The sequence below is a fragment of the Cognatiluteimonas telluris genome (assembly GCF_011320095.1).
Lineage (GTDB): Bacteria > Pseudomonadota > Gammaproteobacteria > Xanthomonadales > Xanthomonadaceae > Cognatiluteimonas > Cognatiluteimonas telluris.
In genome coordinates, this window is sequence record NZ_JAANOY010000004.1 from 70047 (window position 1) to 94937 (window position 24891).

Genomic DNA, 24891 nt, shown 5'->3' on the forward strand with positions numbered 1-24891 from the left:
TGCCGTGTCATCGATTGGGCCGCACCAGTCCGCAATACAGGCCTTCGATCGCGAAGTCCTGGTCGGGCAGCACCTCGATCGGCGCGTAATCCGGGTTGCGTGGCAGCAGGCGGATGCGGTCCTTGCCCACCTTCAGCAGCTTGACCGTGATCTCGTCGTCGATGCGCGCCACCACGATCTGCCCCGAGCGCGCGTCCCGCGTGCGGTGCACGCCGATGAGGTCGCCATCGAAGATGCCCTCATCGCGCATCGAGTCGCCCTTCACCTTGAGCAGGTAATCGGGCTTGGGGGAAAAGAACACCCGGTCCATCACGACATAGGATTCGGCGCCGTCCAGGTCCGCGCCGGATCCGATGGGCAACCCCGCGGCCACCTGCCCCAGCACCGGCAGCCGTACCGCCTCTTCGGCGTCGATGGCATCGGGGTCGGCATTGGCGGCCATGGTGCCGTCGGCATCGAGGGCCAGCAGCGGCTTGACCAGCCGGATCCCGCGGGCACGCCCCGGAACGCGCTGGATCGCGCCGGCAGCTTCCAGCGCCTCGAGGTGGTACTGGGCGCCGCGGACGCCGCGGAAGCCGAAGGCACGCGCGATTTCGGTCTGCGAAGGCGGCACGCCCTCGGTCGCGATGCGCTCGCCGATCAGGGCGAGGATGGCGTGCTGGGTGTCGGTCAGGCTGGCGTGGCTGGTCATGTGAGTAGTAATACTACTAACACCAGCCTCCGTCAACGGATCAGTCCAGCAGCGTGGCCAGCCCGTCCAGCGCGGCCGCGACGGTCTGCCGACGCACGGCCTCGCGATCGCCTTCGAAGGCGAATACCTTCGCCTGCGGATACCCGCCGCGGCGCTTCCAGCCGATCCAGACGGTGCCCACCGGCTTGTCGGTGGTGCCGCCACCCGGGCCGGCAATGCCGGTGACCGCGACCGCCACGCTGGCGCCCGAATGCACCAGCGCGCCGGAGACCATCTCGATGACGGTTTCGCGGCTGACCGCGCCGTGGGTTTCCAGCGTCAGTGGATTCACGCTCAACAGTGCCTGCTTGGCCTCGTAGCTGTAGGCCACGATGCCGCAGTCGAACCATTCCGAACTGCCTGCGATGTCCGTCACCACCTTGGCGATCCAGCCTCCGGTGCAGCTTTCCGCCGTCACCAGCGTCTGCCGGGCGGCGCGCAGCCGTGCGCCCACGCGTTCGGCCTGGGACTGCAGTTGCGATTCGGTGGGCGTGTCCATGTCGGCGGCACCTTTCCGGCACACTACGCAGCCGGTTGCAGCGGGGATTGTCACCGCGTCCTTGTAGCCGATGTCGCCGCCACGGGAAAGCAGATGTCGTTCGAGCAGCACACGCCACTGATGCGGCAGTTCTTCACCGCCAAGTCCGGGCACCCCGACGTGCTGCTGTTCTTCCGGATGGGCGACTTCTACGAGTTGTTCTACGACGACGCGCGCAAGGCCGCGCGCCTGCTCGACATCACCCTGACCCAGCGCGGCAGTTCGGCCGGACAGCCGATCCCGATGTGCGGCGTGCCTGTGCACGCCTACGAAGGCTATCTCGCGCGGCTGGTGGCGCTGGGCGAATCGGTGGCGATCTGCGAGCAGATCGGCGATCCGGCGCTGGCCAAGGGCCTGGTCGAGCGCAAGGTGGTGCGGATCGTCACCCCCGGCACCGTGACCGACGAGGCGCTGCTGAGCGAGCGGCGCGACACGCTGCTGCTGGCGGTGGCGCGCGGCCGGCAGGGCCAGTTCGGCCTGGCATGGGCGGACCTGGCCGGCGGACGGTTCCTGGCCAACGAGGTCGCGAGCGAGGACGCGCTGGAAGCCGAACTGGCGCGGCTGGAACCGGCCGAAATCCTGTTGCCGGACGACGACCAGTGGCCGGCGGCACTACGCGAGCGCGTCGGCGTGCGCCGGCGTGCGCCGTGGCTGTTCGATGCCGACAGCGGCCGGCGCCAGTTGCTGCAGTTCTTCGGCCTGCACGACCTGTCGGGCTTCGGGCTGGAGGACCGGCCCTTGTGCATCGCCGCGGCCGGCGCGCTGCTCGGCTATGTCGAGGAGACCCAGAAGCAGCGCTTGCCCCACCTGACTTCGATATCGGTGGAAGCCAGCGACGGCGCGATCGCGATGAACGCGGCGACCCGGCGCCACCTGGAACTCGACACCCGCATCGATGGCGACACGCGCACGACCCTGCTCGGCGTGCTCGATTCGACCGTCTCGCCGATGGGCGGGCGCCTGCTGCGGCGCTGGCTGCACCGGCCGCTGCGCGATCGCGCGACGCTGCGCCTGCGCCACCATGCCGTCGCCACGCTGCTGGAATCGCGCACGTTCGAGACGCTGCGCGAGCAGTTCCGCGCGCTCGGCGATCTGGAGCGGATCCTTTCGCGCATCGCGTTGCGCAGCGCGCGCCCGCGCGACCTGTCGACCCTGCGCGACGGCCTGGCGCTGTTGCCGGCATTGCGCGCGCTGCTGGCACCGCTGGATTCGCCGCGCCTGCAGGCGCTGGCCGCGGCGATGGGCGAGCACGACGCGCAGGCGCACCGGCTGGCGTCGGCCGTCGTCGCCCATCCGCCGGTACTCGCACGCGACGGTGGCGTCTTCGCCGAAGGCTACGACGCCACGCTCGATGAGTTGCGGGCGCTGTCGACGCATGCCGACCAGTTCCTCGTCGACCTCGAAGCGCGCGAGCGCGCCGCCAGCGGCATCGCCACGCTCAAGGTCGGCTACAACCGCGTGCACGGTTACTACATCGAGATCAGCAAGGGCCAGGCGGACAAGGCACCGGTGCACTACACCCGGCGGCAGACGCTGACCGGCGCCGAGCGTTACATCACCGAGGAGCTCAAGGCCTTCGAGGACAAGGTGCTGTCGGCGCGCGAGCGCTCGCTGGCGCGCGAGAAGCTGCTTTATGACGGGCTGCTCGATGCGCTCAACGAGCAGCTCGAACCACTCAAGCGCTGCGCGGCGGCACTGTCCGAACTCGACGCCCTCGCCTGCTTCGCCGAGCGCGCGCATGCGCTGGACTGGTCGCAGCCGGACTTGTCGGAAGGCCCGGGCCTGCGCATCGAGCGTGGCCGCCATCCGGTGGTGGAAGCCGTCCGCGACGCGCCGTTCGAGCCGAACGACCTGGTGCTCGACTGCCCGGCCGCGGGCGATGACGGCCGCGCCGGCGTGCGCATGCTGGTCATCACCGGCCCCAACATGGGCGGCAAGTCGACCTACATGCGCCAGAACGCGCTGATCGTGCTGCTGGCGCACATCGGCAGCTTCGTGCCGGCGACGCGCGCGGTGATCGGTCCCATCGACCGCATCCTCACCCGCATCGGCGCCGGCGACGACCTCGCGCGCGGGCAGTCGACCTTCATGGTCGAGATGAGCGAGACCAGCTACATCCTGCATCACGCAACCGCGGAATCGCTGGTGTTGATGGACGAGATCGGCCGCGGCACGTCGACCTACGACGGACTGGCATTGGCCGACGCCTGCGCGCGCCACCTGGCCGCGACCAATCGCAGCTACACGTTGTTCGCCACCCACTACTTCGAGCTGACCGCGCTCGCCACGCCCGGCAGCGGCATCGCCAACGTGCACCTGGATGCGGTGGAGCACCACGGCAAGGACGGCGGCGACACGCTGGTGTTCATGCACGCCGTCAAGGACGGCCCGGCCGACCGCAGCTTCGGCCTCCAGGTCGCGGCGTTGGCGGGACTGCCGAAGACGGTCGTCAGGCAGGCGCGCGCGCGCCTGGCCGAGCTCGAGCAGGGGCGCGTGCCCGCGACGCCGATGACGGCACAGGCGCTGGACGCGCCGCAGCAGATCGGCCTGTTCGTGCCTTCATCGGCAGCGCTGGATGCGCTCGCGGCGATCGACCCCGACGAGTTGACGCCGCGGCAGGCGCTGGAAGCGCTGTACCGGTTGAAATCGCTGGGTTGAGGTCGCTGGGCGGAAGCAGCTCGGCGGAAGCAGGTCGGCCGAATCAGCCCGGTTCGGGTTCCGCCCGGCGTGTCCGCATCGGATCACGTGGCCGGCCGCTGCTCGAGCTTCGGCTCGGCGATCTCTTCACCGCGATGCGCATGCCCGGCCATCTCCGCGCCCGCGTTGCGCGGCAGCTTCCACATCATCCAGGCCGAACTGGCCGAGATCAGCCCGACCACGACGAAAGCGAGGTAGAAGTTGTGCACGTCCGTCGCCGGACGCTGCTGCAACAGGCCGATCCCCTGCAGCAGGTAGCCGCCGATCGCCACGCCCATGCTCAGCGACAGCTGCTGCATCATCCCGGCCAGGCTGCTCGCGTGACCCATGCGTGGTGAATCCACTTCGGCATAGCTGATGGCGTTGAGGCTGGTGAACTGCAGCGAGCGGAAGCAGCCGCTGACCAGCAGCGTGGCGATGATGAACACATGCGGCGTCTGCGGCCGGAACAAGCCGAAACATGCCAGCAGTGCGGAGGCCATCAACGCATTGGCGACCAGCACGCGGCGGAATCCGAAGCGCTTGAGCACCGTCGCCGCCATCGTCTTCATGAACATCGCGCCGATCGCCGAGACGAACGTCAGCAGGCCCGAATGCACCGGGCTCAGGCCGAAGCCGAGCTGCAGCATCAGCGGCAGCAAAAACGGCGTCGAGCCGATGCCGATGCGGAACAAGGAACCGCCGAAAATGCCGGCGCGATAGGTCGGCAGCCGGAACAGCTTGAGATCCAGCAGTGGCGACGGATACCGCCGCGCATGCCGCACGTAACCCCACAGCGCGAGGCTGCCGCCGACCAGCGCCGCCAGCGCAAGCCACAGCGGCACCAGGTGCCGCCCGAGGGTCGAGAACCCGAACATCGCCGTCGACAGCCCCAGGCCGGAAAGCAGGAAACCACGCCAGTCCAGCGGCGGCGCGTCTTCGCCCAGGTCGGGGATGTAGCGCCTGGCCAGCAGCATTCCCAGCGCGCCCATCGGCAGGTTGATCAAGAAGATCAAGCGCCAGTCGTAGTAGGTGGTGATGAATCCACCCAGCGGCGGCCCCACCACCGGACCCACCAGCGCCGGGATGGTCAGCCAGCTCAACGCCTTCACCAGCTCGTGCTTGGGCACGGTGCGCAGCAGCACGAGGCGTCCGACCGGCACCATCATCGCGCCGCCGATGCCCTGCAGGAATCGTGCCGCCACCAGTGCGCCCAGCGAGCCACTGCCGGCGCAGGCGAGCGAGCCGAGCAGGAACACCGCGATCGCGCTGATGAAGGTCGGCCGCGCGCCGAAGCGGTCGGCCACCCAGCCGCTGACCGGGATGAACACCGCCAGCGACAGCAGGTAGGTCGTCAGCGCGAGTTTCAGCGCGATCGGATCGGTGCCCAGGTCGCCAGCGATCGCGGGCAGCGAGGTGGAGATCACGGTTGAATCCATGTTCTCGATGAAGAGCGCGCAGGCGACGATCAGCGGCAGCAGGCGACCGTGCTTCATGCGCGCGCGCCGCGCGGACAGGCCCGCCAAGCAAAGGGCCGGGTACCGGCACCGCGCAGGCGGTCATGCACGACGCGGGCGCGGCGCACGCGCGATCGCGGCTGCAACGCGCTCGGCGGTGCGGATGCATCGCAGCCACTGGCGCCATGCCCGCCCGGGGCAAGGGCGCGCAGCTCACAGCGCATCAAGATCGCCCAACGCGCGGATCAACCGTCGTGCCCGCTTGTCCGGCTTGCCCTGCGGCGCCTGGTAGCCGGCGCGCTCCGCGGCCCTGGCCGCGCGTTCGGCTTCGCGCCGCGCCTTCGATGCTTCGCTCTCGGTGTACAGCGCCTGCGCGACACCCGCTGGCCCCCGCGTGCTGCTCAGTCCGCGCACCTCGACCTCGAACTGCTCGCCCGCGCGGTCGATCCGCAGCGTATCGCCAATACGCACCGCGCGCGCCGGCTTGGCGCGTTGCTGCTCGATGTCGACCTTGCCGTTCTCGATCGCCTGCCGGGCGAGGCTGCGGGTGCGAAAAAAGCGCGCCGCCCACAACCACACGTCCAGGCGCACGCTCGCGTTTTCGGGATCGTTCATCGCGTGGACGCTAGCCGGGGAGCAGTGAAATTTTCGAACACGGCGCGCAGGAGCGGGCTCCGCCCGCAGGCGGGTGTGGCTCGACCCGACCGGACCCGCGCCAATGCTAAGGTCCGGCGATGGTACAGCCCCGCAACCTCACCGAAGGCCCGATCGGACGCACCCTGTTCGTGTTCGCGCTGCCGATCCTGGCCGGCAACGTACTGCAGTCGCTCAATGGATCGGTGAACGCAATCTGGGTCGGGCGCTTCCTCGGCGAGCAGGCGCTGACCGCGACCGCGAACGCCAACAACATCCTGTTCTTCCTGATCGGCGCGGTGTTCGGCGTCGGCATGGCGGCGACCATCCTGGTCGGCCAGGCGATGGGCCGGCGCGACATCGCGCAGGCCAAGCGCGTGATCGGCACCAGCGCGACGTTCTTCATCACCGTGTCGATCGTGGTGGCGCTGCTGGGGCTGCGGTTCGCGCGCCACGTGCTGGTCTGGATGAGCACGCCGGAAGCCGCCTTGCCGCTGGCGGTGGCCTACCTGCGCATCATCTTCATCGCGGTGCCCTTCATCTACATGTTCGCGTTCCTGTCGGCGACGTTGCGCGGCGCCGGCGACACGAAGACACCCTTTGTCTTCCTGCTGGTGGTCGTCGCGCTGGATATCGGCTTCAACCCGCTGCTGATCTTCGGCGTCGGCCCGTTTCCCCAGCTCGGCATCGCCGGTGCCGCGACGGCGACCCTGATCGCCAACGTCGCCAGCCTGGCGGCGATGCTCGCCTGGCTGCGGCACCAGCGGCATCCGCTGTGGATCAGCCGCCACGAGCGGCACCTGTACAAGCCCGACTTCGCGATCCTGCGCGCGCTCATCGTCAAGGGCGTGCCGATGGGGCTGCAGATGATCCTGATCTCGCTGGCGATGATCGCGATGATCGCGATGATCAACCAGCACGGGACTGGCACCACGGCGGCCTACGGCGCGGCGCTGCAGCTGTGGACCTATATCCAGATGCCGGCGATGGCGATCGGCGCGGCCTGCTCGTCGATGGCGGCGCAGAACGTCGGCGCCAAACGCTGGGATCGCGTCAACGCCACCGCGCGCCAGGGCATCCTCTTCAATTTCCTCATGACCGGCGCCTTGATCCTGCCGATCATCGTGTTCGACCACGCGACCCTGTCGCTGTTCCTGCCCGATGGCAGTCCGTCGCTGGAGATCGGCCGCCACCTCAACCACATCGCGGTGTGGTCGTTCCTTTTCTTCGGGGTGACGTTCGTGGTTTCTGGCGTGGTGCGTGCGACCGGCGCGGTGATCCCGCCACTGCTGATCCTGGGCGTCGCGCTGTGGGGCATCCGCATTCCATTCGCAGTCCTGCTGCAGTCGCGGCTGGGCGTGGACGCGGTGTGGTGGAGCTTCCCCGCAAGTTCCGTCTGCGCGATGGCGATGTCGCTGGCGTATTACCGCTGGGGACGGTGGCGGCAGGCACGGATGCTGGCGACCGATGCCGGGAGCGTGGCGGTGCCCTCGGAAGTCCCTGCCCAGGTGCCCTCGCCGGTGGCCGACATCAGCCCGGTGTTGGCCGCAGCGGCGGTCGAAGAGTCCTGAGCTAGTCGAGCGTTCCGTCGCGCGCTCCGACCTCGGGCAGGTCGCCGCTCGCCCCGGGCCGGAGGACCGGATACAGGTCCTCGGCCAAGCGCAGGCTGTCGGGGGCGGCCAGCCCGCCATACAGGTCGTCCACGCGTATCAATGCATCGCGGGCATCCTCCCCACGGCCGGTCGCCTGCAGGCGCCTCACCTCGTCCAGGCCAGCGTGGATGCGGGCATCCAGCCGCCGATCGCACTCTGCAAAGCCTGCGTCGTCGTCCGCCACGGGGGTTTCGAGCGCTCGCAGCACGCGCGCCATCACCCGGTCCTCCGGCACCCAATGTCCCGACCGTGCCGGTGAAATGTCCTCCACGCCGCGGACGCAGAAGTCCGCGAAGGAGGCATGGGTGCGTGCGTCCTTGGTGCGATTGGGCAGGTCCTGTGTCCCGGTGGCGAAAACGATCCGCGTATGGCGCTGGAACAGCCGCATGCGCTCGCGATCGGGCGGCACGAAACCAGCGGTGCCGATGGAATCGCTGCCACCGGTGAGCAACAGGCTGCCGAACACGTCCGGATAACCCAGCGCCAGTTTCTGCGCGACCCGCGATCCGCCGGAAAATCCGCCCAGGTAAACCCGCTCCGGGTCGATGGGGTAGTGGCGCCTGGCGTATTCCAGGCCGTGCAGCGCGAGCGGCAACCGGCGCTGGAGTACGTTCTGGCCGTTGCCGGAGCGCCTGGCGGCGATGAAGATCAGATGCCTGGCTTCGAATTGCCGCCGCCAGCTGAAGGGCATCTTCATCTCGTCGCCAGGCCAGATGAAGACCATCACTCCATATCCGTTGCTGCCCGGTGATCGCGGCACGAACAGGTCGAAGGTTTCCTCGCCGGGGTGGATGGACTGCTCCTCCACTCCCGTGCCGGAGCGCTCGAGGAAGCGCTTGAGTCGCAGCTGGGTGACCGGGCTCAGGAGCCGCGAGGCCCATTCGCCGCTCGCCGCCAGCGGCGAAAGCACGTCGAGCTGCACCGGTCGCGGTCCCACCGGCGCATCCCCGGCCAGCGCACACGTGGCCAGCGCGGTGCATGCGATCAACGCCGCAACACGGATGGAATCGCGGATTCCCATGGGACCGAGCCTCCCGGCGGTGTGCACCGTCGCGCCGGATTATGCCCCCGCGAAAATGCAAACGGCCGCCTTCCGGCGGCCGTCGCACTGCGCGTTCGCGAACGCGGTTTAGCTGGCGTTGGCGGCCGCTTCGGCCTTGGCCTTCGCATTGCCGGCCAGGTCTTCCTTGATGCGCGCCTTCTTGCCTTCCAGGCCGCGCAGGTAATACAGCTTGCCGGCGCGGACCGAACCGCGGCGCTTGACCTGCACCGAATCGATGATCGCGCTGTGGGTCTGGAACACGCGCTCGACGCCGAAGCCGTGCGAGATCTTGCGCACGGTGAACGCGGAGTTCAGGCCGCCGTTCTTCTTGGCGATGACGACGCCCTCGTAGGCCTGCACGCGCTCGCGGTTGCCTTCCTTGACCTTGACGTTGACGACGACGGTGTCGCCCGGGCCGAAGTCCGGCAGCTGGCGCTGCACCTGTTCGGTTTCGAAGTTCTGCAGCAGCGTGTGGATCGAGGGCTTGTTCATGGTGTTGGCCTGTTGGAGTGCCTGGTCACCGGGGTGCCGGGCTGTTGTAGCGCGAGTGCACGTGGACCCGCGTCTTGGCATGGATGGAGCAGGAAGCCGCGCATTATAGCGGCTGTTTTCCTTGTGGTGCTAGGGGTTACGCGGGTCCGGCGTGGCGCCCGACTCGGCCAGGAAGGCGTCCAGCAGGGCCTGGTCCGCGCGCGACAGGCGCTCGCGGTCGATCAGCTCCGGTCGCCGCAGCCAGGTCCGGCCCAGCGCCTGCTGGCGGCGCCAGCGGGCGATCTCGGCATGGTTGCCCGACAGCAGGACCGGCGGCACCGTCCCCAGGGTGTGCTCGACCGGCCGGGTGAAGTGGGGGCAATCGAGCAGCGCCAGCCCGTCGGGGCCGGTTTCGAAGCTGTCCTGCACCGCCGACTCGCTGTCGCTCAGGGCGCCTGGCTGCAGGCGGGCGACGGCGTCGATCACGACCGCCGCCGCCAGCTCGCCGCCGGAGAGGACGTAATCGCCGATCGACAACTCCTCGTCGACTTCAGCGGCCACCAGCCGTTCGTCGATGCCTTCGTAGCGGCCGCAGAGCAGGACAAGGCGCTCGCGGCCAGCCAGCTCGCGCACCTTCGCCTGCGTGAGCGGCGCGCCCTGGGGCGTGAGATAGACGACGCTGGATGCCGCGGGATCGGCCGCGCGCGTGGCATGCAGGCAATCGCGCAAGGGATCGATGAGCATCACCATGCCCGGGCCGCCGCCGAACGGACGCTCGTCCACCCGGCGGTAATTGCCGCTGGCGTAATCGCGGGGATTCCAGCCGTGAATGGCCACCAGCCCGCGCTCCTGCGCACGGCCGACCACGCCGTGCGCGGAGATCTGCGCGACGAATTCCGGAAACAGGCTGACGACGTCGATGCGCATCGGTCGCCTAGAAATCGGCATCCCAGTCGACGGTGACCACACCGGCGTCGAAGTCGACGCTGCGGATGTAGTCCGGCTCGAGGAACGGGATCATCCGCTCGCGATCGCCCCGCGCGACCAGCACGTCATTGGCGCCAGTGGAAAACAGGTGCGAGACGGTGCCGAAGTCGGCACCCTCGACGTTGACCACGCGCAGGCCTTCGAGGTCTACCCAGTAATACTCGCCGGGCCGGGGCGGCGGCAGCGCGCTGCGCGGTGCGTAGAGCTCGGCGCCGCGCAGTGCCTCGGCGCTGTCGCGATCGTCGATGCCCGGGAAGGTCGCGACGAGCCCCTTGCCACCCTCGCGCCCACGCACGCCCGTGAGCTCGCGCTCGCGCCCCTGCGCATCGCGCAGGAGCCAGGGCTGGTAGCGGAAGATCGCAGTCTCGGGATCGGTGAACGATTCGAGCTTGAGCTCACCACGGATGCCGAACGCACCATGCACCCTGCCCAGCAGGAGCATTCCCTGCGGTGCGGGGCGCGTGGTGTCCATCCGGTGCGACGGTCGCGCGCCAGGCGCGACGGAGGATCAGGCCGCGGCGGCCGCCGGCTGCGCGCCGGTCTTGGACTGCTTGTAGAGGTCAGCGACCTTGTCGGTCATCTGCGCGCCCTGCCCGATCCAGTACTGCACGCGCTCGGCATTGATCTCGACGCGCTTCTCGGCGCCGGCGGCGACCGGGTTGTAGAACCCCACGCGCTCGATGTTGCGGCCGTCGCGCGCGCTGCGGCTGTCGGTGACGATGATGTGGTAGAAGGGGCGCTTCTTGGCGCCACCACGCGTCAGGCGGATCTTGACCATGTGCTGCTGTTCCCGTGTTGCCCAGTCGGCGGACGTGCCGAGGTAAGCCGGGCATTGTAGCGGAGGGCTGGCCCGGGTGCCAGTTGGATGGGTTTTCCGCCAACAGCCCCTCATCCGCCCTTCGGGCACCTTCTCCCGCGGGCGGGAGAAGGCAGGGAATCGGGGCCGGTTCCGGCCCGCTCGGCTCAGCGGAACGGCATCCCGCCGCGGCCGCCCATCATTCCCTGCATTCCGCGCATCAGGCCTTTCATGCCGCCGCCGGAGAGCTTGCCCATCATCTTTTCCATCTGCTGGTACTGCTTCATCAGCTTGTTGACGTCGGCCGGCGTCAGCCCCGAGCCCTTGGCGATGCGGGCGCGGCGCGAGCCGTTCAGCAACGCCGGATTGCGGCGCTCCTTCTTGGTCATCGAGTTGATGATCGCCACCATCCGCGGCACTTCCTTGCCGGTGACCTGGGCCTTGACGTGTTCGGGCACCTGGCCGATGCCCGGCAGCTTGTCCATCAAACCCGACAACCCGCCCATGTTCTGCATCTGCTCGAGCTGGTCGCGCATGTCGTTGAGGTCGAACTTCTTGCCCTTGACCAGGCGCTCGGCAAGCTTCTGCGCCTTGTCCTTGTCCACCTGCTGCTCGACCTGCTCCACCAGCGACAGCACGTCGCCCATGTCCAGGATGCGGCTGGCGACGCGGTCGGGATGGAAGACGTCCAGGCCGTCGGGCTTTTCGCCGGTGCCGATGAACTTGATCGGCTTGCCGGTGACATAGCGCACCGACAGCGCCGCGCCGCCACGTGCATCGCCGTCGGTCTTGGTCAGCACGACGCCGGTGAGCGGCAGCGCTTCGCCGAAATGCTTGGCGGTGACCGCCGCGTCCTGGCCGGTCATCGAGTCGACGACGAACAGGGTCTCGACCGGATTGACCGCGGCATGCAGCGCCTTGATCTCGGCCATCATCGCCGCATCGATGCTGGTGCGGCCGGCGGTATCGACGATCAGCACGTCGACGAAGGACTTGCGCGCATCGGCGATCGCCGCGCGCACGATCGCCTCGGGCTGTTGCGAGGCATCGGAGGCGAAGAACAGCACGTCGACCCGTTCGGCGAGCGTCTTCAACTGCTCGATCGCGGCGGGACGATAGACGTCGGCCGACACCACCATCACCTTCTTCTTCCGCCGCTCCTTGAGGTGCTTGGCGAGCTTGGCGACGGTGGTGGTCTTGCCCGCGCCCTGCAGGCCGGCCATCAGGATCACCGCCGGCGCCGGCACGTTCAGCGCCAGGTCGCTGGACTGCGCGCCCATGACTGCGGTGAGCTCGTCGCGCACGACCTTGATCAGCGCCTGGCCGGGGGTCAGCGACTTCAACACTTCCTGGCCGACCGCGCGCACCTTGATGCGCTCGACCAGTGCCTGCACCACCGGCAGCGCGACGTCGGCTTCGAGCAGCGCGATCCGGACCTCGCGGGTCGCCTCGCGGATGTTCTCCTCGGTCAGCCGGCCGCGGCCGCGCAGCTTGGTGATGGTGCCGGACAGGCGCTGGGTGAGCGATTCGAACATGGTGAGCGGCAATCGGGGAAACGGCCGCCGATTATAGCGGGGGCGCCACGAGCGCCTTCGCAGCCGGCATGACGGATGCGACACTGTGGCGATGACCCTCGCCCTGATCGCCTCGGCGCTGTACCTGCTCGCCACCGCCCTGCTGGTGCGCGAGCTGCGGTCCGGCGATGCCGACCCGCGCGGCTGGACGATCCCGGCGGCGCTGGCGCTGGTCTTCCACGCCGGATTCCACGTCCTGGCATGGCGCGAAGCCGACGGGCTGGACCTGCATTTCTTCGCCGCGCTGTCGCTGGTCGGGCTCGGCATGGGCGTACTGACGACGGCGTTCGGCGCGGCGGGCCGGATGGCGGCGCTGGGGGTGGTGGTGTTTCCCCTGGCGACCGCATCGCTGCTGGGCTACATGGCCTACGGCCACATGCGCCCGGAAGGCCTGGACTGGCGGCTGCAATTGCACGCCTGGTGCGCGCTGCTGGCCTACGCCACGCTCGCGATCGCCGCGCTGCTTGCGATCATGCTGTGGGCGCAGGAGCGCGCCCTGCGCCGGCGCGAATTCCACGGCTGGCTGCGCGCGCTGCCGCCACTGACGGAACTGGAAACGCTGCTGTTCCGCACGATTGCCGTGGGTTTCATCCTGCTCAGCGCGACCCTGCTGACGGGGGTGCTGTTCGTCGAGAACCTGTTCGAGCAGCACCTGGTGCAGAAGACGGTGCTCAGCGTGCTGTCGTGGATCCTGTTCGGCTGGCTGCTGCTCGGGCGCTGGCGCTATGGCTGGCGCGGCGCGACGGCGGTGCGCTGGACACTGGCGGCGATGGCGCTGCTGGTGCTGGCGTTCTTCGGCAGCAAATTCGTGCTGGAGCTGCTGCTGCCCGGGGCCGCCTGAGACCAGCCGACCGGGCCCGTTGCGTCAGAAACGTGACGGCAATATATTTGCCGGCACAATATTTGCATTGACAACTATTGCAGGGGTGCGGATCATGTCGCCCCCATGAGTCCCGCCGCCCCTTCCCCGCCTGCCTCGCCCTGCACCGGGTCCTCGCTCGGCCTGCTGTTCCGGCAGCTGCGCGATGGCATGTGGGCACAGATGGAGCGCGAGCTGGTCCGCAGCGGGCACGAGCTCACCTTCAGCCAGTTCGTCACCATCAAGACCCTCGCCCGCGGCATCGCCAGCGTGACCGACCTGGCCCGCGCCGCGGAGCTCAACCCCGGCGCGATGACCCGGCTGCTCGACCGCCTGGCGGCCAAGGGGCTGGTCGAACGCGTCGCCGACCCCGAAGATCGCCGCGCGCTGCATATCCACCTGACCGACGCGGGCGTGTCGATCTGGCGCGAGATCGAGCAGTGCGGCCAGCGCGTGCACGACCGCGCGTTCGGCGACATGCCCCAGGCCGACCGCGATCGCCTGCTCTGCCTGCTCGAGCGCGTGCGCGAAAACCTTTCCTCGGAAGAATGACCATGCCCCAGTCCCGTGCCGCGCGCGCGCGCGTCGTCGCCCTCGCTTTCGCACTCGCCGTGCTCGCGGGCGGCTGCGCGAGTACCCATGGCCTGGTGCCGACCGACCGGCCGATGGATGCCGACCAGTTGTCGATCGCCCGCAGCGCGGATGGGTTTTCGCATGCGGACTTTCCGCGCCTGGACTGGTGGACCGCCTTCGGCGACCCGCAACTGGACGCGCTGATCGACGAAGCCCTCGCCGGCACGCCGTCGCTGGCGGCCGCCGACGCGCGCGTGCGCCAGGCGATCGCGCAGGCTGGGCTGGCCGAGGCCGCCACCGAGCCGAGCGTGGGCGTCGGCGCGCAGTACTCGGGCATCCGCATCCCTTCCAGCGTCGCGCCCGCGCCGCTGGGGGGCAGCTACAAGGGCGTGATCCTGCTCAGCCTCAACCTCAAGTACGACCCGGATTTCTGGGGTGGCAAGCGCGCGCGCTGGCAGGCGGCCCTGGGTGAGGCCCGCGCCAGCGAAGTCGACGCGCAGGCCGCGCGCCTGACGTTGGCTTCCAACATCGCTTCCACCTACGTGGTGCTGGCGCAGGCCTTCGCCGCGCAGGACGTGGCACGGGACGAAAAGGCGCGTTCCACGCACCTGCTCGAGCTCACCCGCCAGCGCGTCAAGGCCGGCCTCGACAGCCAGCTGCCGATGCGCCAGGCCGAAGCGTCGGTGGCGGCCGCGCAACAGCAGGCCGATGCCGCGCAGCGCCAGGTGCAGGTCGCGCGCAATGCGCTGGCGGCGCTGCTCGGCAAGGGCCCCGATCGCGGCCTGCAGCTCACCCGGCCCGCGGTGCTGTCCGCGGCGCCGGCAACGATCCCATCGTTGCTGCCGAGCGACCTGCTCGGCCATCGCCCGGATGTGGTCGCCGCCCGCTGGCGGGTCGAAGCCGCGCGCCACGGCATCAAGGCGAGCAAGGCCGCGTTCTATCCCAGCGTCAACCTCGCCGCGATGATCGGCCTGGCCTCGGGCGGATTGTCGGATCTTTTCAGCACCGATTCGGCCTTCATCCAGGGAGGCCCCGCGATCAGCCTGCCGATCTTCGATGGCGGCGGCCTGCGCAGCCAGCTGGCCAAAAGCGATGCCGATTACGACCTCGCCGTCGCCGCCTACAACCAGTCTCTGGTAGGCGCGGTGCGTGAAGTCGCCGACGCCCTGCAGAACGCGCGCGCGCTGGATGCGCAGACGGCTTCGGCACGCGACGCGGCCGGCGCGGCACAGGCGGCCTGGCAGCTCGCGCAGGCCCGTTACCACGCCGGCCTGGGCACGCAACTGGACGTCCTCGCCGCACAACAGCCGCTGCTGCAGCTGCAACAGCAATTGACGGCGTTGCGCGCGCAGCGCCTGACCGCGGCGGTCGACCTCGACCGCGCATTGGGCGGTGGACTCACGCCGCCCGCACCGACCACCACGACCACCGATCCAGCCATCGCCAAGGCCCCCACGCCATGACCACCGAACTCAACCCCAACGTCGCCGCGCCGGCCAGCAAGCCCACCAGCAAGCGCAGGCGCGCGCTGACGATCCTGGTGATCGTGGTGACCGTCGCCGCGATCGGCTGGCTGCTGTATTACCTGCTCGTCGGGCGCTGGCACGAAAGCACCGACGATGCCTACGTGCAGGGCAACGTCGTGAGCATCACGCCGCAGACGGTGGGCACGGTCGTCAGCATCGGCGCCGACGAAGGCATGAAGGTCACCGCCGGCCAGGTACTGGTGCAGCTCGATCCGAGCGACGCCCAGGTCGCCTACCAGCAGGCCGTCGCCAACCTCGCCGGCACCGTGCGCCAGGTGCGCGGGCTCTACAGCGCCGTCAATGCCGGCCAGGCCGACCTGCAGGCGCGCGAAGTGTCGGTGCAGAAGGCACGCGCGGACGTGGCCCGGCGCGAAGGCCTGGTCGCGACCGGCGCGGTGTCGGCCGAGGAACTGTCGCACGCACGCAATGAACTGGCGGCCGCGCAGGCGGCGCTGTCCGGATCGCAGGAGCAGCTCTCGCGCAACCGCGCACTGGTCGATGCCACCACCGTCAGCGACCAGCCGCAGGTCCGCGCCGCGGCCGCGCAACTGCGCACCGCCTACCTCAACGTGCAGCGCGCGCAGATCGTCGCGCCGGTGTCAGGCTATGTCGCCAAGCGCAGCGTGCAGCTGGGCCAGCGGGTGCAGCCGGGCATGGCGCTGATGACCATCGTGCCGCTGGAACAGTTGTGGGTGGAGGCCAACTTCAAGGAAACCCAGCTGGCGAAGATGCACATCGGGCAGCCGGTGGAACTGCACTCGGACCTCTACGGCGACGACGTCACCTTCAATGGCCACCTGACCAGCCTCGGGCTGGGCACGGGCAGCGCGTTCTCGCTGCTGCCGGCGCAGAACGCCAGCGGCAACTGGATCAAGATCGTGCAGCGCGTCCCGGTGCGCATCGATGTCGATCCCAAACAGCTGGCCGAGCACCCGCTGCGGCTGGGCCTGAGCATGAGCGCCGACGTGTCCATCCGCGACCAGCACGGCCCGGTCCTGGCCAGCGCACCGCCGCTCAAGCCGCTGCTCACCACGCAGGCCTATGCCAAGCAGCTGGCCGACGCCGATGCGCTGATCGCCCGCACCATCCGCGCGAACCTGCCCGCCAGCCGGCACTGATCCATGTCGACCATTGCCGAAGACGCGGGGCCCTCGGCCCAGCCGGCATCGCCGGTCGTGGCGCCGGGCGCGTTGCCGTTCCAGCCGCCGAACCTGGGGCTGGCGACGATCGGCATCGCGATGGCGATGTTCATGCAGGTGCTGGACATCACCATCGCCAACGTGTCGCTGCCGACCATCTCCGGCAACCTGGGCGCCAGTTCCAACCAGGCGGTGTGGGTCATCACCTCGTTCGCGGTGAGCAATGCGATCGCGTTGCCGCTCACCGGCTTCATGACGCGTCGCTTCGGCGAGCGGAAGTTGTTCGTCTGGGCGACCTTCGCCTTCGCCATCGCGTCGCTGCTGTGCGGCCTGGCCAGTTCGATGGGCATGCTGGTGGTCGCGCGCGCGCTGCAGGGATTCGTCGCCGGCCCGATGTACCCGGTCGCGCAGGCGCTGATGATCTCGATCTATCCACCGCACAAGCGCGGGCAGGCGATCGCGCTGCTGGCGATGGTGACGGTGGTCGCACCCATCGCGGGTCCCATCCTCGGCGGCTGGATCACCGACAACTACAGCTGGGAATGGATCTTCTTCATCAACGTGCCGATCGGCATCGCCGTCAGCTTCATCGTCGGCAACCAGCTGCGCGGGCGCCCGGAGAAACTCGAAAAGCCGCGCATGGATTACGTCGGCCTGGCGACCCTGGTGCTCGGCGTGGGCGCCTTGCAGGTCCTGCTCGACCTGGGCAACGACGAGGACTGGTTCAACTCCACCAAGATCGTGGTGCTGGCAATCGTGGCGACGATCGCGCTGGCGGTGTTCTTCATCTGGGAACTGACGGACAAGGACCCGATCGTCGACCTGAAGCTGTTCCGCCACCGCAACTTCGCCACCGGCACCGTGGCCCTGATCCTGGCGTATGCCGCGTTCTTCTCGGTCGCGCTGATCATCCCGCTCTGGCTGCAGCGCAACCTCGGCTACACGCCGATCTGGGCCGGCCTTGCGACCGCACCCATCGGCGTGCTGCCGGTGATCCTGACGCCCTTCGTCGGCAAGTACGCGGTGCGCTTCGACCTGCGCGTGGTCGCGAGCCTTGCCTTCATCGTGATGTCTGCCACCAGCTTCGCGCGCGCCGGCTTCAACCTCGACGTCGACTTCCAGCACGTGGCGATGGTGCAGCTGTGGATGGGGCTGGGCGTGGCGCTGTTCTTCATGCCGGTGCTGACGATCCTGTTGTCCGACCTGGAGCCGCACGAGATCGCCTCGGGCTCGGGCGTGGCGACGTTCTTCCGCACCCTGGGCGGCAGCTTCGCCGCCTCATTGACGACCTGGGCCTGGAACCAGCGCAGCACCATCCACCATGCGCAGCTCACCGAACACATCAGGGCCGCCGACCCCGCGATCAAGCAGACCGTGACGGCACTGGGCCAGGGCGACCTGCAGCGTGGCGCGGTCGTGCTCGACCACATGATTTCGCAGCAGGCGTTCCAGATCGGGTTCAACGAGATCTTCCACCTGCTCGGCGTCCTCTTCATCGTCGTGATCGCCTTCGTCTGGGCGGCGCGCCCGCCGTTCTCGGCCAAGGCGCCCGGCGCCGCCGCCGGCGGGCACTAGCGCATCCGCTTCCGGGTCGCCGCCGAGCGGTGCAAAGGTGAAACCTCACCGATCCGGGTCGCTGCCCCGTACCGCGCGGTCGAGCGCGGCTATATCGATCCGGCGCATCCGCATCATCGCGTTGAAGGCGCGCACCGCCACGTCGCCGCCTTGCGCCATCAATCCGGTCAGCCGCCGAGGCGTGATCTGCCACGACAGACCGAACCGATCCTTGCACCAGCCACAGACGCTTTCCTCACCGCCGTTGCCGACGATGGCGTTCCAGTAGCGATCGGTCTGCGCCTGGTCGTCGGTGGCGACCTGGAAGCTGATGGCTTCGTCGAACGTGAACTCCGGCCCGCCGTTGAGCAACAGGAACGGCATGCCGAGGATGGTCATCTCCACCGTCAGCACGTCGCCCTTACGGCCGGCGGGATAGTCGCCGGGAGCGAGCGACACCGCCACGATGGCGGAGTCAGGGAAGGTGTCGGCGTAGAAGCGCGCCGCTTCCTCGGCGTTGCCGTCGAACCAAAGGCAGGGTTGGATCCTGGCAGCCATCGCATTGCCCCGTTGCCGATCGAGCGCCGACCCTAAGCCGGGGCCGTTAGCCGCGAGTGAAGCCGCGGCAGGCAGCCAGCCCACCGCCGGCGATCGGGTTGTGCTCCAATCGGCGCCACGCGCCAACCACGACGGGAGCCTGCGATGAATCGAGCCATGCGTCGGTGCGTGATCCTGTTGGCAATCCAGCCGCTGTGCACGGCGTCCGCGTCGCAGGCCACCGCGCCCGCGCCAGCCCCGACCGCGCCTCCGGTGGGCGATTGCACCGCCCCGGAAAAACACCAGCTCGATTTCTGGATCGGCCACTGGGACGTGGCGGTCACGGGCCAGGCCGCAACGATCGCGTCCAGCGATATCGAAGCGCTCCCGGGCGGCTGCGGCATCAGCGAGCACTACGATTCACCGGAGGCTCCCGGTGGCGATTACCAGGGCTGGAGCTACAGCGGTTACAACCGCTACGACAGCCAGTGGCACCAGATGTACCTGGACAGCCATGGCAACGTCACCTGGTATACCGGCGAGCTGACTGGCACGTCGATGGTCTTCACCGCCCCCGGCCGCGCGGGTTCCCTGCAGCGCATGAGCTACATCCCCGGCGACGACGGAAGCGTGCGCCAGCTGGGCGAACTGTCGACCGACGCCGGCGCCAGCTGGCATCCCGGTTACGACTACACATACACGCCCAGGCATTAGCGACGAGGCGGTGACTGCGCCGGAATGCCCGGCCGCGAGCCCTTCACGGCTCGCGGAAATTCGGTGCGCCGCGCGCGATCAATCCAGGCTCGCGCGCCACGCATCGCGCAAGACGCGTTTCGCATCCGATACGACCAGGTCGCCATGCGCGACCACCACGGGTGACGCGGGCCGCCAACGGGAGCGCGTGGCGCGGACGGCACCGGTGTGGCAGGTTGCCCTGCCGCCGTCAACGCGGCATGACGGCACCGAAGCAAGCAACGGCCGCCGCGCGCCAAGCGAAAGCGGTCGCGGGCAGCGGACAATGCGGTCGGCCCTGCGTCGCCACAGCAGGTCATTCTCCCCCGGACAGGACAGGCATGCGGACCTTCGTACTCAGAGCACGCGCGGCACCGACGGACAGTCGCAGGCTGCTGGCCGCCGTGGGCCAGGACGCGCATCCAGAAATCCTCGCGCATACGCTGATGAACGCGATCTTCGTCGCGCAGTCGCATCGTCCCGACGTCGTGGTGTACGTGGTGCTGGAAAGCACGGCGGACTTCTCGCGCACGATCCGCTTCGATGCCAACGCCATGCACGCGCTGCGCGGCTTCCACGAAGCCGCCCTGCTCGACACCATCGCCCGAGCCCTGGACGCGTCCGTGGGGATGGGCAAGGAAGACACCCGCCCGGTCGAATCCGGCGTCAGCGTGCGCACGGTGAGCTTCGAGCGGCTGGCGCAGGAACTCGCGGCCGACCACCAGCTGTTCGTGATGGACCGCAAGGGCACGCCGATCGGCGAGCAGGCCTTCGACGGCAATCCCTGCTTCCTGCTCACCGACCACATCCCGATGCCGAAGAAGACCTTCCATGGCCTCGAGCGCCTGGGCGCGAAGAAGCTCGCGTTGGGCAAAACCATGCTGTTCGCCTCGCAATGCGTGGTGTTGATCCACCACGCGCTGGACCAGCGCTGAGGCGCGGCGCTACTGGGACACCTGGCTGCGGGGGTGGGCAGGTTCGTGATCGAGGACGCCGGCAAGAGCGCGCGGGCGTGGGGCGTGCAACACCTGCGCCGCAGGCCGGGCCGCGCGGACCTGGCGCAGGTATTGAATTGCGCCGAGGCGATGAAGCTTGCGGCACACGGCGTCGCGCCCGCGCCGGACTGCGATGCCCGGTTGGAACATCGGCAGTGCAGCAGGCCTACGCCGCCAACCGATGCGCGTAATACGGCCGCTCGCGATCATCGAGGATCGCGTGCATCCGCTGGAGGTCCTTCGACGACGACGGATCCAGCCATGCGTCGATGTGTTCGGGCTTGATCGGGATGACGCAGCGGTCGTGCCCGGCCGCGGCGATCTCCGGCGGCGGATCGTCGGTGATCGCGGCGAATGACAGCAGCGCCGGCTCCTTGCCCGAGGGATCGGTCCACTGCGACCACAGGCAGGCGACCAGCATGTCCTGGACCGGTCGCGGCCGGAACTCGAGGACGACGTTCTCTTCCTTCTCGCCGGCGCCGAGCTCGCGTCCTTCCACGCGGTGCCGGCTGACGTTCTCGTAGAACGCATTCAACACCACGATCGCGTGCGACACGCCGAACGCGCCCTTCCAGAATCCCTCCAGGTTGTCGCGCCGCGCGTTGTAGCACCCCGGGAACTGCCGGTCGTACGACGACGGCTTGCCCGGCAGCCGGCACTGGTAGCGCATCGGCTTCACCACCCGGCGCCCGTGCTCCATCACGATCACCGGCGCGTACCAGCCCGGGAAGATGCGTGCGTCCTCGTCGGTGACCGCCGCGCGCCGCAGGTCGGCCAGCTTGCCTAGCGCCCACTCGACCTTCGCGGTCGCGATGCGCCTGCTTTCGGTCGCCGCCTTCGTGGTCCTGCGTTGCAAGGCACGCTCGGCATCGGCCAGTCGCTTGCGCTGCTTGAAGACCTCCTGCTCCAGCAGCGTCGCCTGCCCGCGGTCGTACTGTCCGATCCACGCCGCGATCCGGCGCTCCTCGTCCGTCTGCGGATCGGCGAACGCCGCGTCCATCGCCTTCGGAATCTTCAGCTTGGCGCCCTGCGCGCGGTCCCAGTACAGCCGCACGAACTCGGCGATGTCGATCACCGCGCCATAGGCACGGACGAACCTGGCGTAGTCGTGGCGGATCTGGGCGGAGTAGCACATGGGCGAGATGCTAATCCCTGGACCGTCGGCGCGGCTGCAACGGATTGCCGGGGCGCCTGACCGCAGGCGCGCCCGCCCTAGGACGCCGTCTCAGCCACCCTCTCGCGGGAACTTGCGGCGCCGTCCAGCGATGCCAGCAGATGGACCAGCACATTGATCGCGACGGGCTTGACCAGGTGGTGGTCGAACCCGGCGGCCAACGCCCGCTCGCGGTCGGCGGCCTGGCCCCAGCCGGTCAGTGCGATGAGCGGGACGCGGACACCCCGCGCCCGCAGCGCAATGGCGACGTCGTATCCGGTGATGCGCGGCATGCCGATGTCGAGTATCGCGACGTCCGGGTGGATGCGGTCGAACTGGGCCAGGGCGTCGGCGCCATCGTCGGCGACGTGCACGTCCGCGCCGAACAGGCGCAGCGCCTCGGCAAGACTGGTGCGGACATCGGAATTGTCTTCGGCCAACAACACCCGCAATGCAAGGGGCGTCGAGGCGTCGGCTGGATTGCCCGCGCCGGCCAGCGAAACGCCGGTGTCGACCAGTAACGGAAGTCGCAACGTGAAGACGCTTCCCTTGCCGGGGCCTTCACTGTTTCCATCGACCCAGCCGCCATGGAGGACGGCGAGCCGACGCGACAGCGCCAGCCCGATCCCAAGCCCGCCCTGTTGCGACGACCGCGCCCGGTCGCTGCGGGTGAACATCTCGAACAGATGTGGGATTTCCGCGGGCGCCATGCCCATCCCCGTATCGCTCACCGAGAGCGACAGCACGCCTGCGTCCACATGCGCGCGCAGCGTGATGTCGCCACCGGGCTTGGAATACTTCGCGGCATTGTTCAGCAGGTTCGCGAGGATCTGCGCCAGGCGGACGCGATCGGCCCGCAGGACCAGCGGGGATTCGGGAAGGTCGATGCACAGCCTGTGCTGGCCGGCGTCGATGTCAGGGCGCGCCGCTTCCACGGCGCTTTCCACCACCGTCGCCAGCGTGACCGGCTCCAGTTGCAACGACACGTTGCCGCGGGTGATGCGGGACACTTCCATCAGGTCGTCGACCAGGCGCACGAGGTGGTCGATCTGCCGCTCCATGATCGAGTGGATCCTGGCGTGCGGACCGTCCGCGCTGGTGGTGCGACGCAGGATCTCGATCCCGTTGCGCAACGGCGCCAGCGGATTGCGCAGCTCATGCGACAGCGTCGCCAGGAATTCGTCCTTGGCCCGGTCGGTCTCGGCCAGTCGGTCGGCATGGTCCCGCAGGATCTGCTCGGCGGCCTGCCGGTCGGTGACGTCGCGCGTCGTCCCCGCCACCGCCACTACGTCGCCGGCCGCATCGAGCACGGGGGCGAAGATGTAGTCGTAGATGCGCCGCCCGTTGGTGCCGGTGAACGGGATCTCGCCCCGGATCGGCGCTTTGGTCGATATCACCTGGGCCAGTTCGCGGTCGTGCATGTCGGCATGCCACTGCTCGTAGCCCAGGTCCATCCAGGTCTTGCCGCGCACGTCGTCGACGCCCCAGACTTTCAGCAGGGCGTCGTTGGCGTAGATGGCACGCAGGTCGGTGCCGAAGATGTAGACGAAGTCAGGTGTGTTGTTGAGCGCGGTCTCATAGATGCGGCGCTGGTGCTCGGACTGGGCCACGAGGCGCTCGGCATCCTCCTCGGCAAGCCTGTGCGCGGTGACGTCCCGGAAATACACCGCGATGCCTTCGGCCGCGGGATACGCCGTGACTTCGTACCAGCCATCCAGGCCCGGGTAGAAGGCCGTGAACCGGCTGGACCGCTGCTCGTTCATCGCCCGCCGGTAATGCTCCCCGAACGCACTGTCCTCCAGCCCCGGATACTTCTCCCAGATCACCAGACCCGCCAGCGACCCCGGCGCCTCCCTCAGGATCCGATGCGCTTCCGGATTGGCGTAGCTGACGCGCCATTGCCGGTCGAGGGTGATCACGCCCTCGTTCATCGCATCCAGGATGGCCATCGAGCCGTGGCGGCGCTCGGTCGCCGCATCCTGCGCCTGGTGGAGGATGTATTCCACCGCGCCCGCCTCGTCGAAGACCGGGCTGTTGACGACGGTCCAGTAACGCTCGACGAAGCGCCCGGTCGCGGGATCGAGCACGTCGAACCGCTGTGCGTGGTGGTCCGTCGTCCGGGTGCGCATGACCCGCTCGAAGGACGCCGCGAGCTTGGCCACGCCGCCCGGCGACTGCGGGGCGTCGGGAAAGAGCTCGAAATACGGGCGCCCCAGGGCATCGTCCGGATGCAGCGAGATCGCGCGCAACTGCCGGGTGATGGCGGCCACCGGAAACCCCGGGACGGCCCGCAGGAGCACCGAGTGGCCCTGCAGGTTTTCGAAGATGCGATTCAGGTCGCGCGGAGCCATGGGCCTGGGCAGAACTGCAGGGCGCATAGGGTATGCGAGAGCACGCGTCGCTCCCGTTCACGCCGCCTCTACATCGGCGGCGGCAAGGGACGGCCCGAAGCCGCCGCTACACTGCGTGTCCCGATTCCCCTTCGTTGCGCCATGGCCGCTCCGGTTCGCCTTGCAAGATGCGTCGCAGACCTGGCCCCGTGTTCACGCCTGGAGGCCGAGCAGTACGTCAAGGGCGGCTGGGTCTCGGTCGATGGACGCGTGGTCCGGGATCCGGGATCCGGTGTCGGGCGAAGTCGCCGTCATCGACCCGGCTGCACAACGGGAGGTCGTCGAACCGGCAACGGTGCTGTTGCACAAGCCGGTGGGCTTCGATGCCATCAGCGGCCGCAGGGTAGCCGCCGCGCTGGTCCAGCCGGACACGCGCTGGCCCGATGATCCTTCCGGCGTGCCCCTGCTCGAGCGCCACTTCCATCGCCTGACGCCGCTGGTGCCGCTGGATGCCGAGGCCAGCGGCCTGATGGTGCTGACCCAGGACGGCCGCGTGTGGCGACGGCTGACCGAAGACGGCGACGAGATCGAGCAGGAGTTCGTGGTCGAAGTCAGCGGCGACATCGCGCCCTATGGCCTGGCCCGGCTCAACCACGGCTTGCACTACAACGGCCGTGCGTTGCGGCCGTGCAAGGTCAGCTGGCAGAGCGAGATCCGCCTGCGCTTCGCACTCAAGGGCGTGCAGGGTGGGCAACTGCGCGACATGTGCGCGCAGGTCGGCCTGGACGTCGTGGCCATCCGCCGCATCCGCATCGGCAAGATTCCGCTGGGCAGGATGCCGGTCGGCGCGTGGCGCTACCTGCCGGTCGGCGAGCGCTTCTGAGCCCATCGCACGGGGCCGCGCGCCAGGCGTCCGCGCGAGCCACGCGAGACAGGA

The 24891-nt window shown here is 68.9% G+C and carries 22 protein-coding genes and 1 pseudogene; 10 read left to right on the forward strand and 13 right to left on the reverse strand.

Going from position 1 to position 24891, the window contains the following annotated elements:
• Positions 1-7: 7 nt before the first annotated feature.
• A complete protein-coding gene (gene lexA, locus G7B67_RS04445; protein WP_166208513.1) occupies positions 8-691 on the reverse strand; it encodes a transcriptional repressor LexA in 684 nt (227 codons plus the stop codon).
• Positions 692-731: 40 nt separating this feature from the next.
• Positions 732-1229: a CinA family protein gene (locus tag G7B67_RS04450; protein ID WP_166208516.1), complete on the reverse strand. Its 498-nt coding sequence runs from the start codon at positions 1227-1229 to the stop codon at positions 732-734.
• 93 nt (positions 1230-1322) lie between these two features.
• On the opposite strand from G7B67_RS04450, the gene mutS reads away from it, so the two are divergent.
• The gene (gene mutS, locus G7B67_RS04455; protein ID WP_243412248.1) at positions 1323-3926 is read left to right on the forward strand and encodes a DNA mismatch repair protein MutS; all 2604 of its coding nucleotides are present in this window, start codon (positions 1323-1325) and stop codon (positions 3924-3926) included.
• Between the two features lie 83 nt (positions 3927-4009).
• On the opposite strand, the gene G7B67_RS04460 is transcribed toward mutS, so the two are convergent.
• Together G7B67_RS04460 and G7B67_RS04465 are read right to left on the reverse strand one after the other, a co-directional pair.
• A complete protein-coding gene (locus G7B67_RS04460) occupies positions 4010-5440 on the reverse strand; it encodes an MFS transporter (protein ID WP_166208519.1) in 1431 nt (476 codons plus the stop codon).
• Between the two features lie 174 nt (positions 5441-5614).
• Positions 5615-6016 carry an RNA-binding S4 domain-containing protein gene (locus G7B67_RS04465; RefSeq protein WP_166208522.1) on the reverse strand — a complete coding sequence of 134 codons (402 nt, stop codon included), beginning with the start codon at positions 6014-6016 and terminating at the stop codon, positions 5615-5617.
• Positions 6017-6135: 119 nt separating this feature from the next.
• On the opposite strand from G7B67_RS04465, the gene G7B67_RS04470 reads away from it, so the two are divergent.
• Entirely contained in the window at positions 6136-7605 is a 1470-nt protein-coding gene (locus G7B67_RS04470; protein WP_166208524.1) for an MATE family efflux transporter, read from the forward strand.
• Position 7606: 1 nt separating this feature from the next.
• Here G7B67_RS04470 and G7B67_RS04475 read toward each other — a convergent pair whose 3' ends face one another.
• The 6 genes from G7B67_RS04475 to ffh all read right to left on the reverse strand — a co-directional run bounded on the left by G7B67_RS04475 (position 7607) and on the right by ffh (position 12517).
• Complete coding sequence (locus tag G7B67_RS04475; protein WP_166208527.1) at positions 7607-8707, reverse strand: alpha/beta hydrolase family protein; 1101 nt, start codon at positions 8705-8707, stop codon at positions 7607-7609.
• A 108-nt stretch (positions 8708-8815) separates the two neighbouring features.
• Positions 8816-9220: a 50S ribosomal protein L19 gene (rplS, locus tag G7B67_RS04480; RefSeq protein ID WP_166208530.1), complete on the reverse strand. Its 405-nt coding sequence runs from the start codon at positions 9218-9220 to the stop codon at positions 8816-8818.
• 129 nt (positions 9221-9349) lie between these two features.
• Positions 9350-10126 carry a tRNA (guanosine(37)-N1)-methyltransferase TrmD gene (gene trmD, locus G7B67_RS04485; protein ID WP_166208533.1) on the reverse strand — a complete coding sequence of 259 codons (777 nt, stop codon included), beginning with the start codon at positions 10124-10126 and terminating at the stop codon, positions 9350-9352.
• 7 nt (positions 10127-10133) lie between these two features.
• The gene (rimM, locus tag G7B67_RS04490) at positions 10134-10628 is read right to left on the reverse strand and encodes a ribosome maturation factor RimM (RefSeq protein ID WP_166208766.1); all 495 of its coding nucleotides are present in this window, start codon (positions 10626-10628) and stop codon (positions 10134-10136) included.
• 66 nt (positions 10629-10694) lie between these two features.
• Positions 10695-10964: a 30S ribosomal protein S16 gene (gene rpsP, locus G7B67_RS04495; RefSeq protein ID WP_166208536.1), complete on the reverse strand. Its 270-nt coding sequence runs from the start codon at positions 10962-10964 to the stop codon at positions 10695-10697.
• A gap of 185 nt (positions 10965-11149) precedes the next feature.
• Complete coding sequence (gene ffh, locus G7B67_RS04500; RefSeq protein ID WP_166208539.1) at positions 11150-12517, reverse strand: signal recognition particle protein; 1368 nt, start codon at positions 12515-12517, stop codon at positions 11150-11152.
• A gap of 91 nt (positions 12518-12608) precedes the next feature.
• Between ffh and G7B67_RS04505 the strand changes: the two genes are divergently transcribed.
• The 5 genes from G7B67_RS04505 to G7B67_RS04525 all read left to right on the forward strand — a co-directional run bounded on the left by G7B67_RS04505 (position 12609) and on the right by G7B67_RS04525 (position 18228).
• Positions 12609-13397 carry a cytochrome C assembly family protein gene (locus G7B67_RS04505; RefSeq protein WP_166208542.1) on the forward strand — a complete coding sequence of 263 codons (789 nt, stop codon included), beginning with the start codon at positions 12609-12611 and terminating at the stop codon, positions 13395-13397.
• Between the two features lie 105 nt (positions 13398-13502).
• Positions 13503-13967 carry a MarR family winged helix-turn-helix transcriptional regulator gene (locus G7B67_RS04510; protein WP_166208545.1) on the forward strand — a complete coding sequence of 155 codons (465 nt, stop codon included), beginning with the start codon at positions 13503-13505 and terminating at the stop codon, positions 13965-13967.
• Complete coding sequence (locus G7B67_RS04515) at positions 13964-15451, forward strand: efflux transporter outer membrane subunit (protein ID WP_166208548.1); 1488 nt, start codon at positions 13964-13966, stop codon at positions 15449-15451. The genes G7B67_RS04510 and G7B67_RS04515 overlap by 4 nt, the downstream gene beginning before the upstream one ends.
• Positions 15448-16632: an HlyD/EmrA/EmrK family protein gene (locus G7B67_RS04520; protein WP_166208551.1), complete on the forward strand. Its 1185-nt coding sequence runs from the start codon at positions 15448-15450 to the stop codon at positions 16630-16632. Before G7B67_RS04515 ends, G7B67_RS04520 begins: the two co-directional genes overlap by 4 nt.
• A 3-nt stretch (positions 16633-16635) precedes the next feature.
• Positions 16636-18228, forward strand: coding sequence for a DHA2 family efflux MFS transporter permease subunit (locus tag G7B67_RS04525; RefSeq protein WP_166208554.1), 1593 nt, complete (start codon positions 16636-16638; stop codon positions 18226-18228).
• A 45-nt stretch (positions 18229-18273) separates the two neighbouring features.
• Here the strand turns inward: G7B67_RS04525 and G7B67_RS04530 are convergent, their stop codons facing one another.
• Positions 18274-18765, reverse strand: a complete 492-nt coding sequence (locus G7B67_RS04530) for a VOC family protein (protein ID WP_166208769.1) — start codon at positions 18763-18765, stop codon at positions 18274-18276.
• Between the two features lie 144 nt (positions 18766-18909).
• On the opposite strand from G7B67_RS04530, the gene G7B67_RS04535 reads away from it, so the two are divergent.
• Positions 18910-19458: a hypothetical protein gene (locus G7B67_RS04535; protein WP_166208557.1), complete on the forward strand. Its 549-nt coding sequence runs from the start codon at positions 18910-18912 to the stop codon at positions 19456-19458.
• 359 nt (positions 19459-19817) lie between these two features.
• Positions 19818-20411, forward strand: a complete 594-nt coding sequence (gene trmY, locus G7B67_RS04540) for a tRNA (pseudouridine(54)-N(1))-methyltransferase TrmY (protein ID WP_166208560.1) — start codon at positions 19818-19820, stop codon at positions 20409-20411.
• 226 nt (positions 20412-20637) lie between these two features.
• Here trmY and G7B67_RS04545 read toward each other — a convergent pair whose 3' ends face one another.
• Together G7B67_RS04545 and G7B67_RS04550 are read right to left on the reverse strand one after the other, a co-directional pair.
• Positions 20638-21606, reverse strand: coding sequence for an SOS response-associated peptidase family protein (locus G7B67_RS04545; protein WP_166208563.1), 969 nt, complete (start codon positions 21604-21606; stop codon positions 20638-20640).
• Between the two features lie 77 nt (positions 21607-21683).
• Positions 21684-23975: a PAS domain-containing protein gene (locus G7B67_RS04550; RefSeq protein ID WP_166208566.1), complete on the reverse strand. Its 2292-nt coding sequence runs from the start codon at positions 23973-23975 to the stop codon at positions 21684-21686.
• Positions 23976-24116: 141 nt separating this feature from the next.
• On the opposite strand from G7B67_RS04550, the pseudogene G7B67_RS04555 reads away from it, so the two are divergent.
• A pseudogene (locus G7B67_RS04555) lies at positions 24117-24837 on the forward strand (rRNA pseudouridine synthase).
• The last annotated feature ends 54 nt before the right edge of the window (positions 24838-24891 follow it).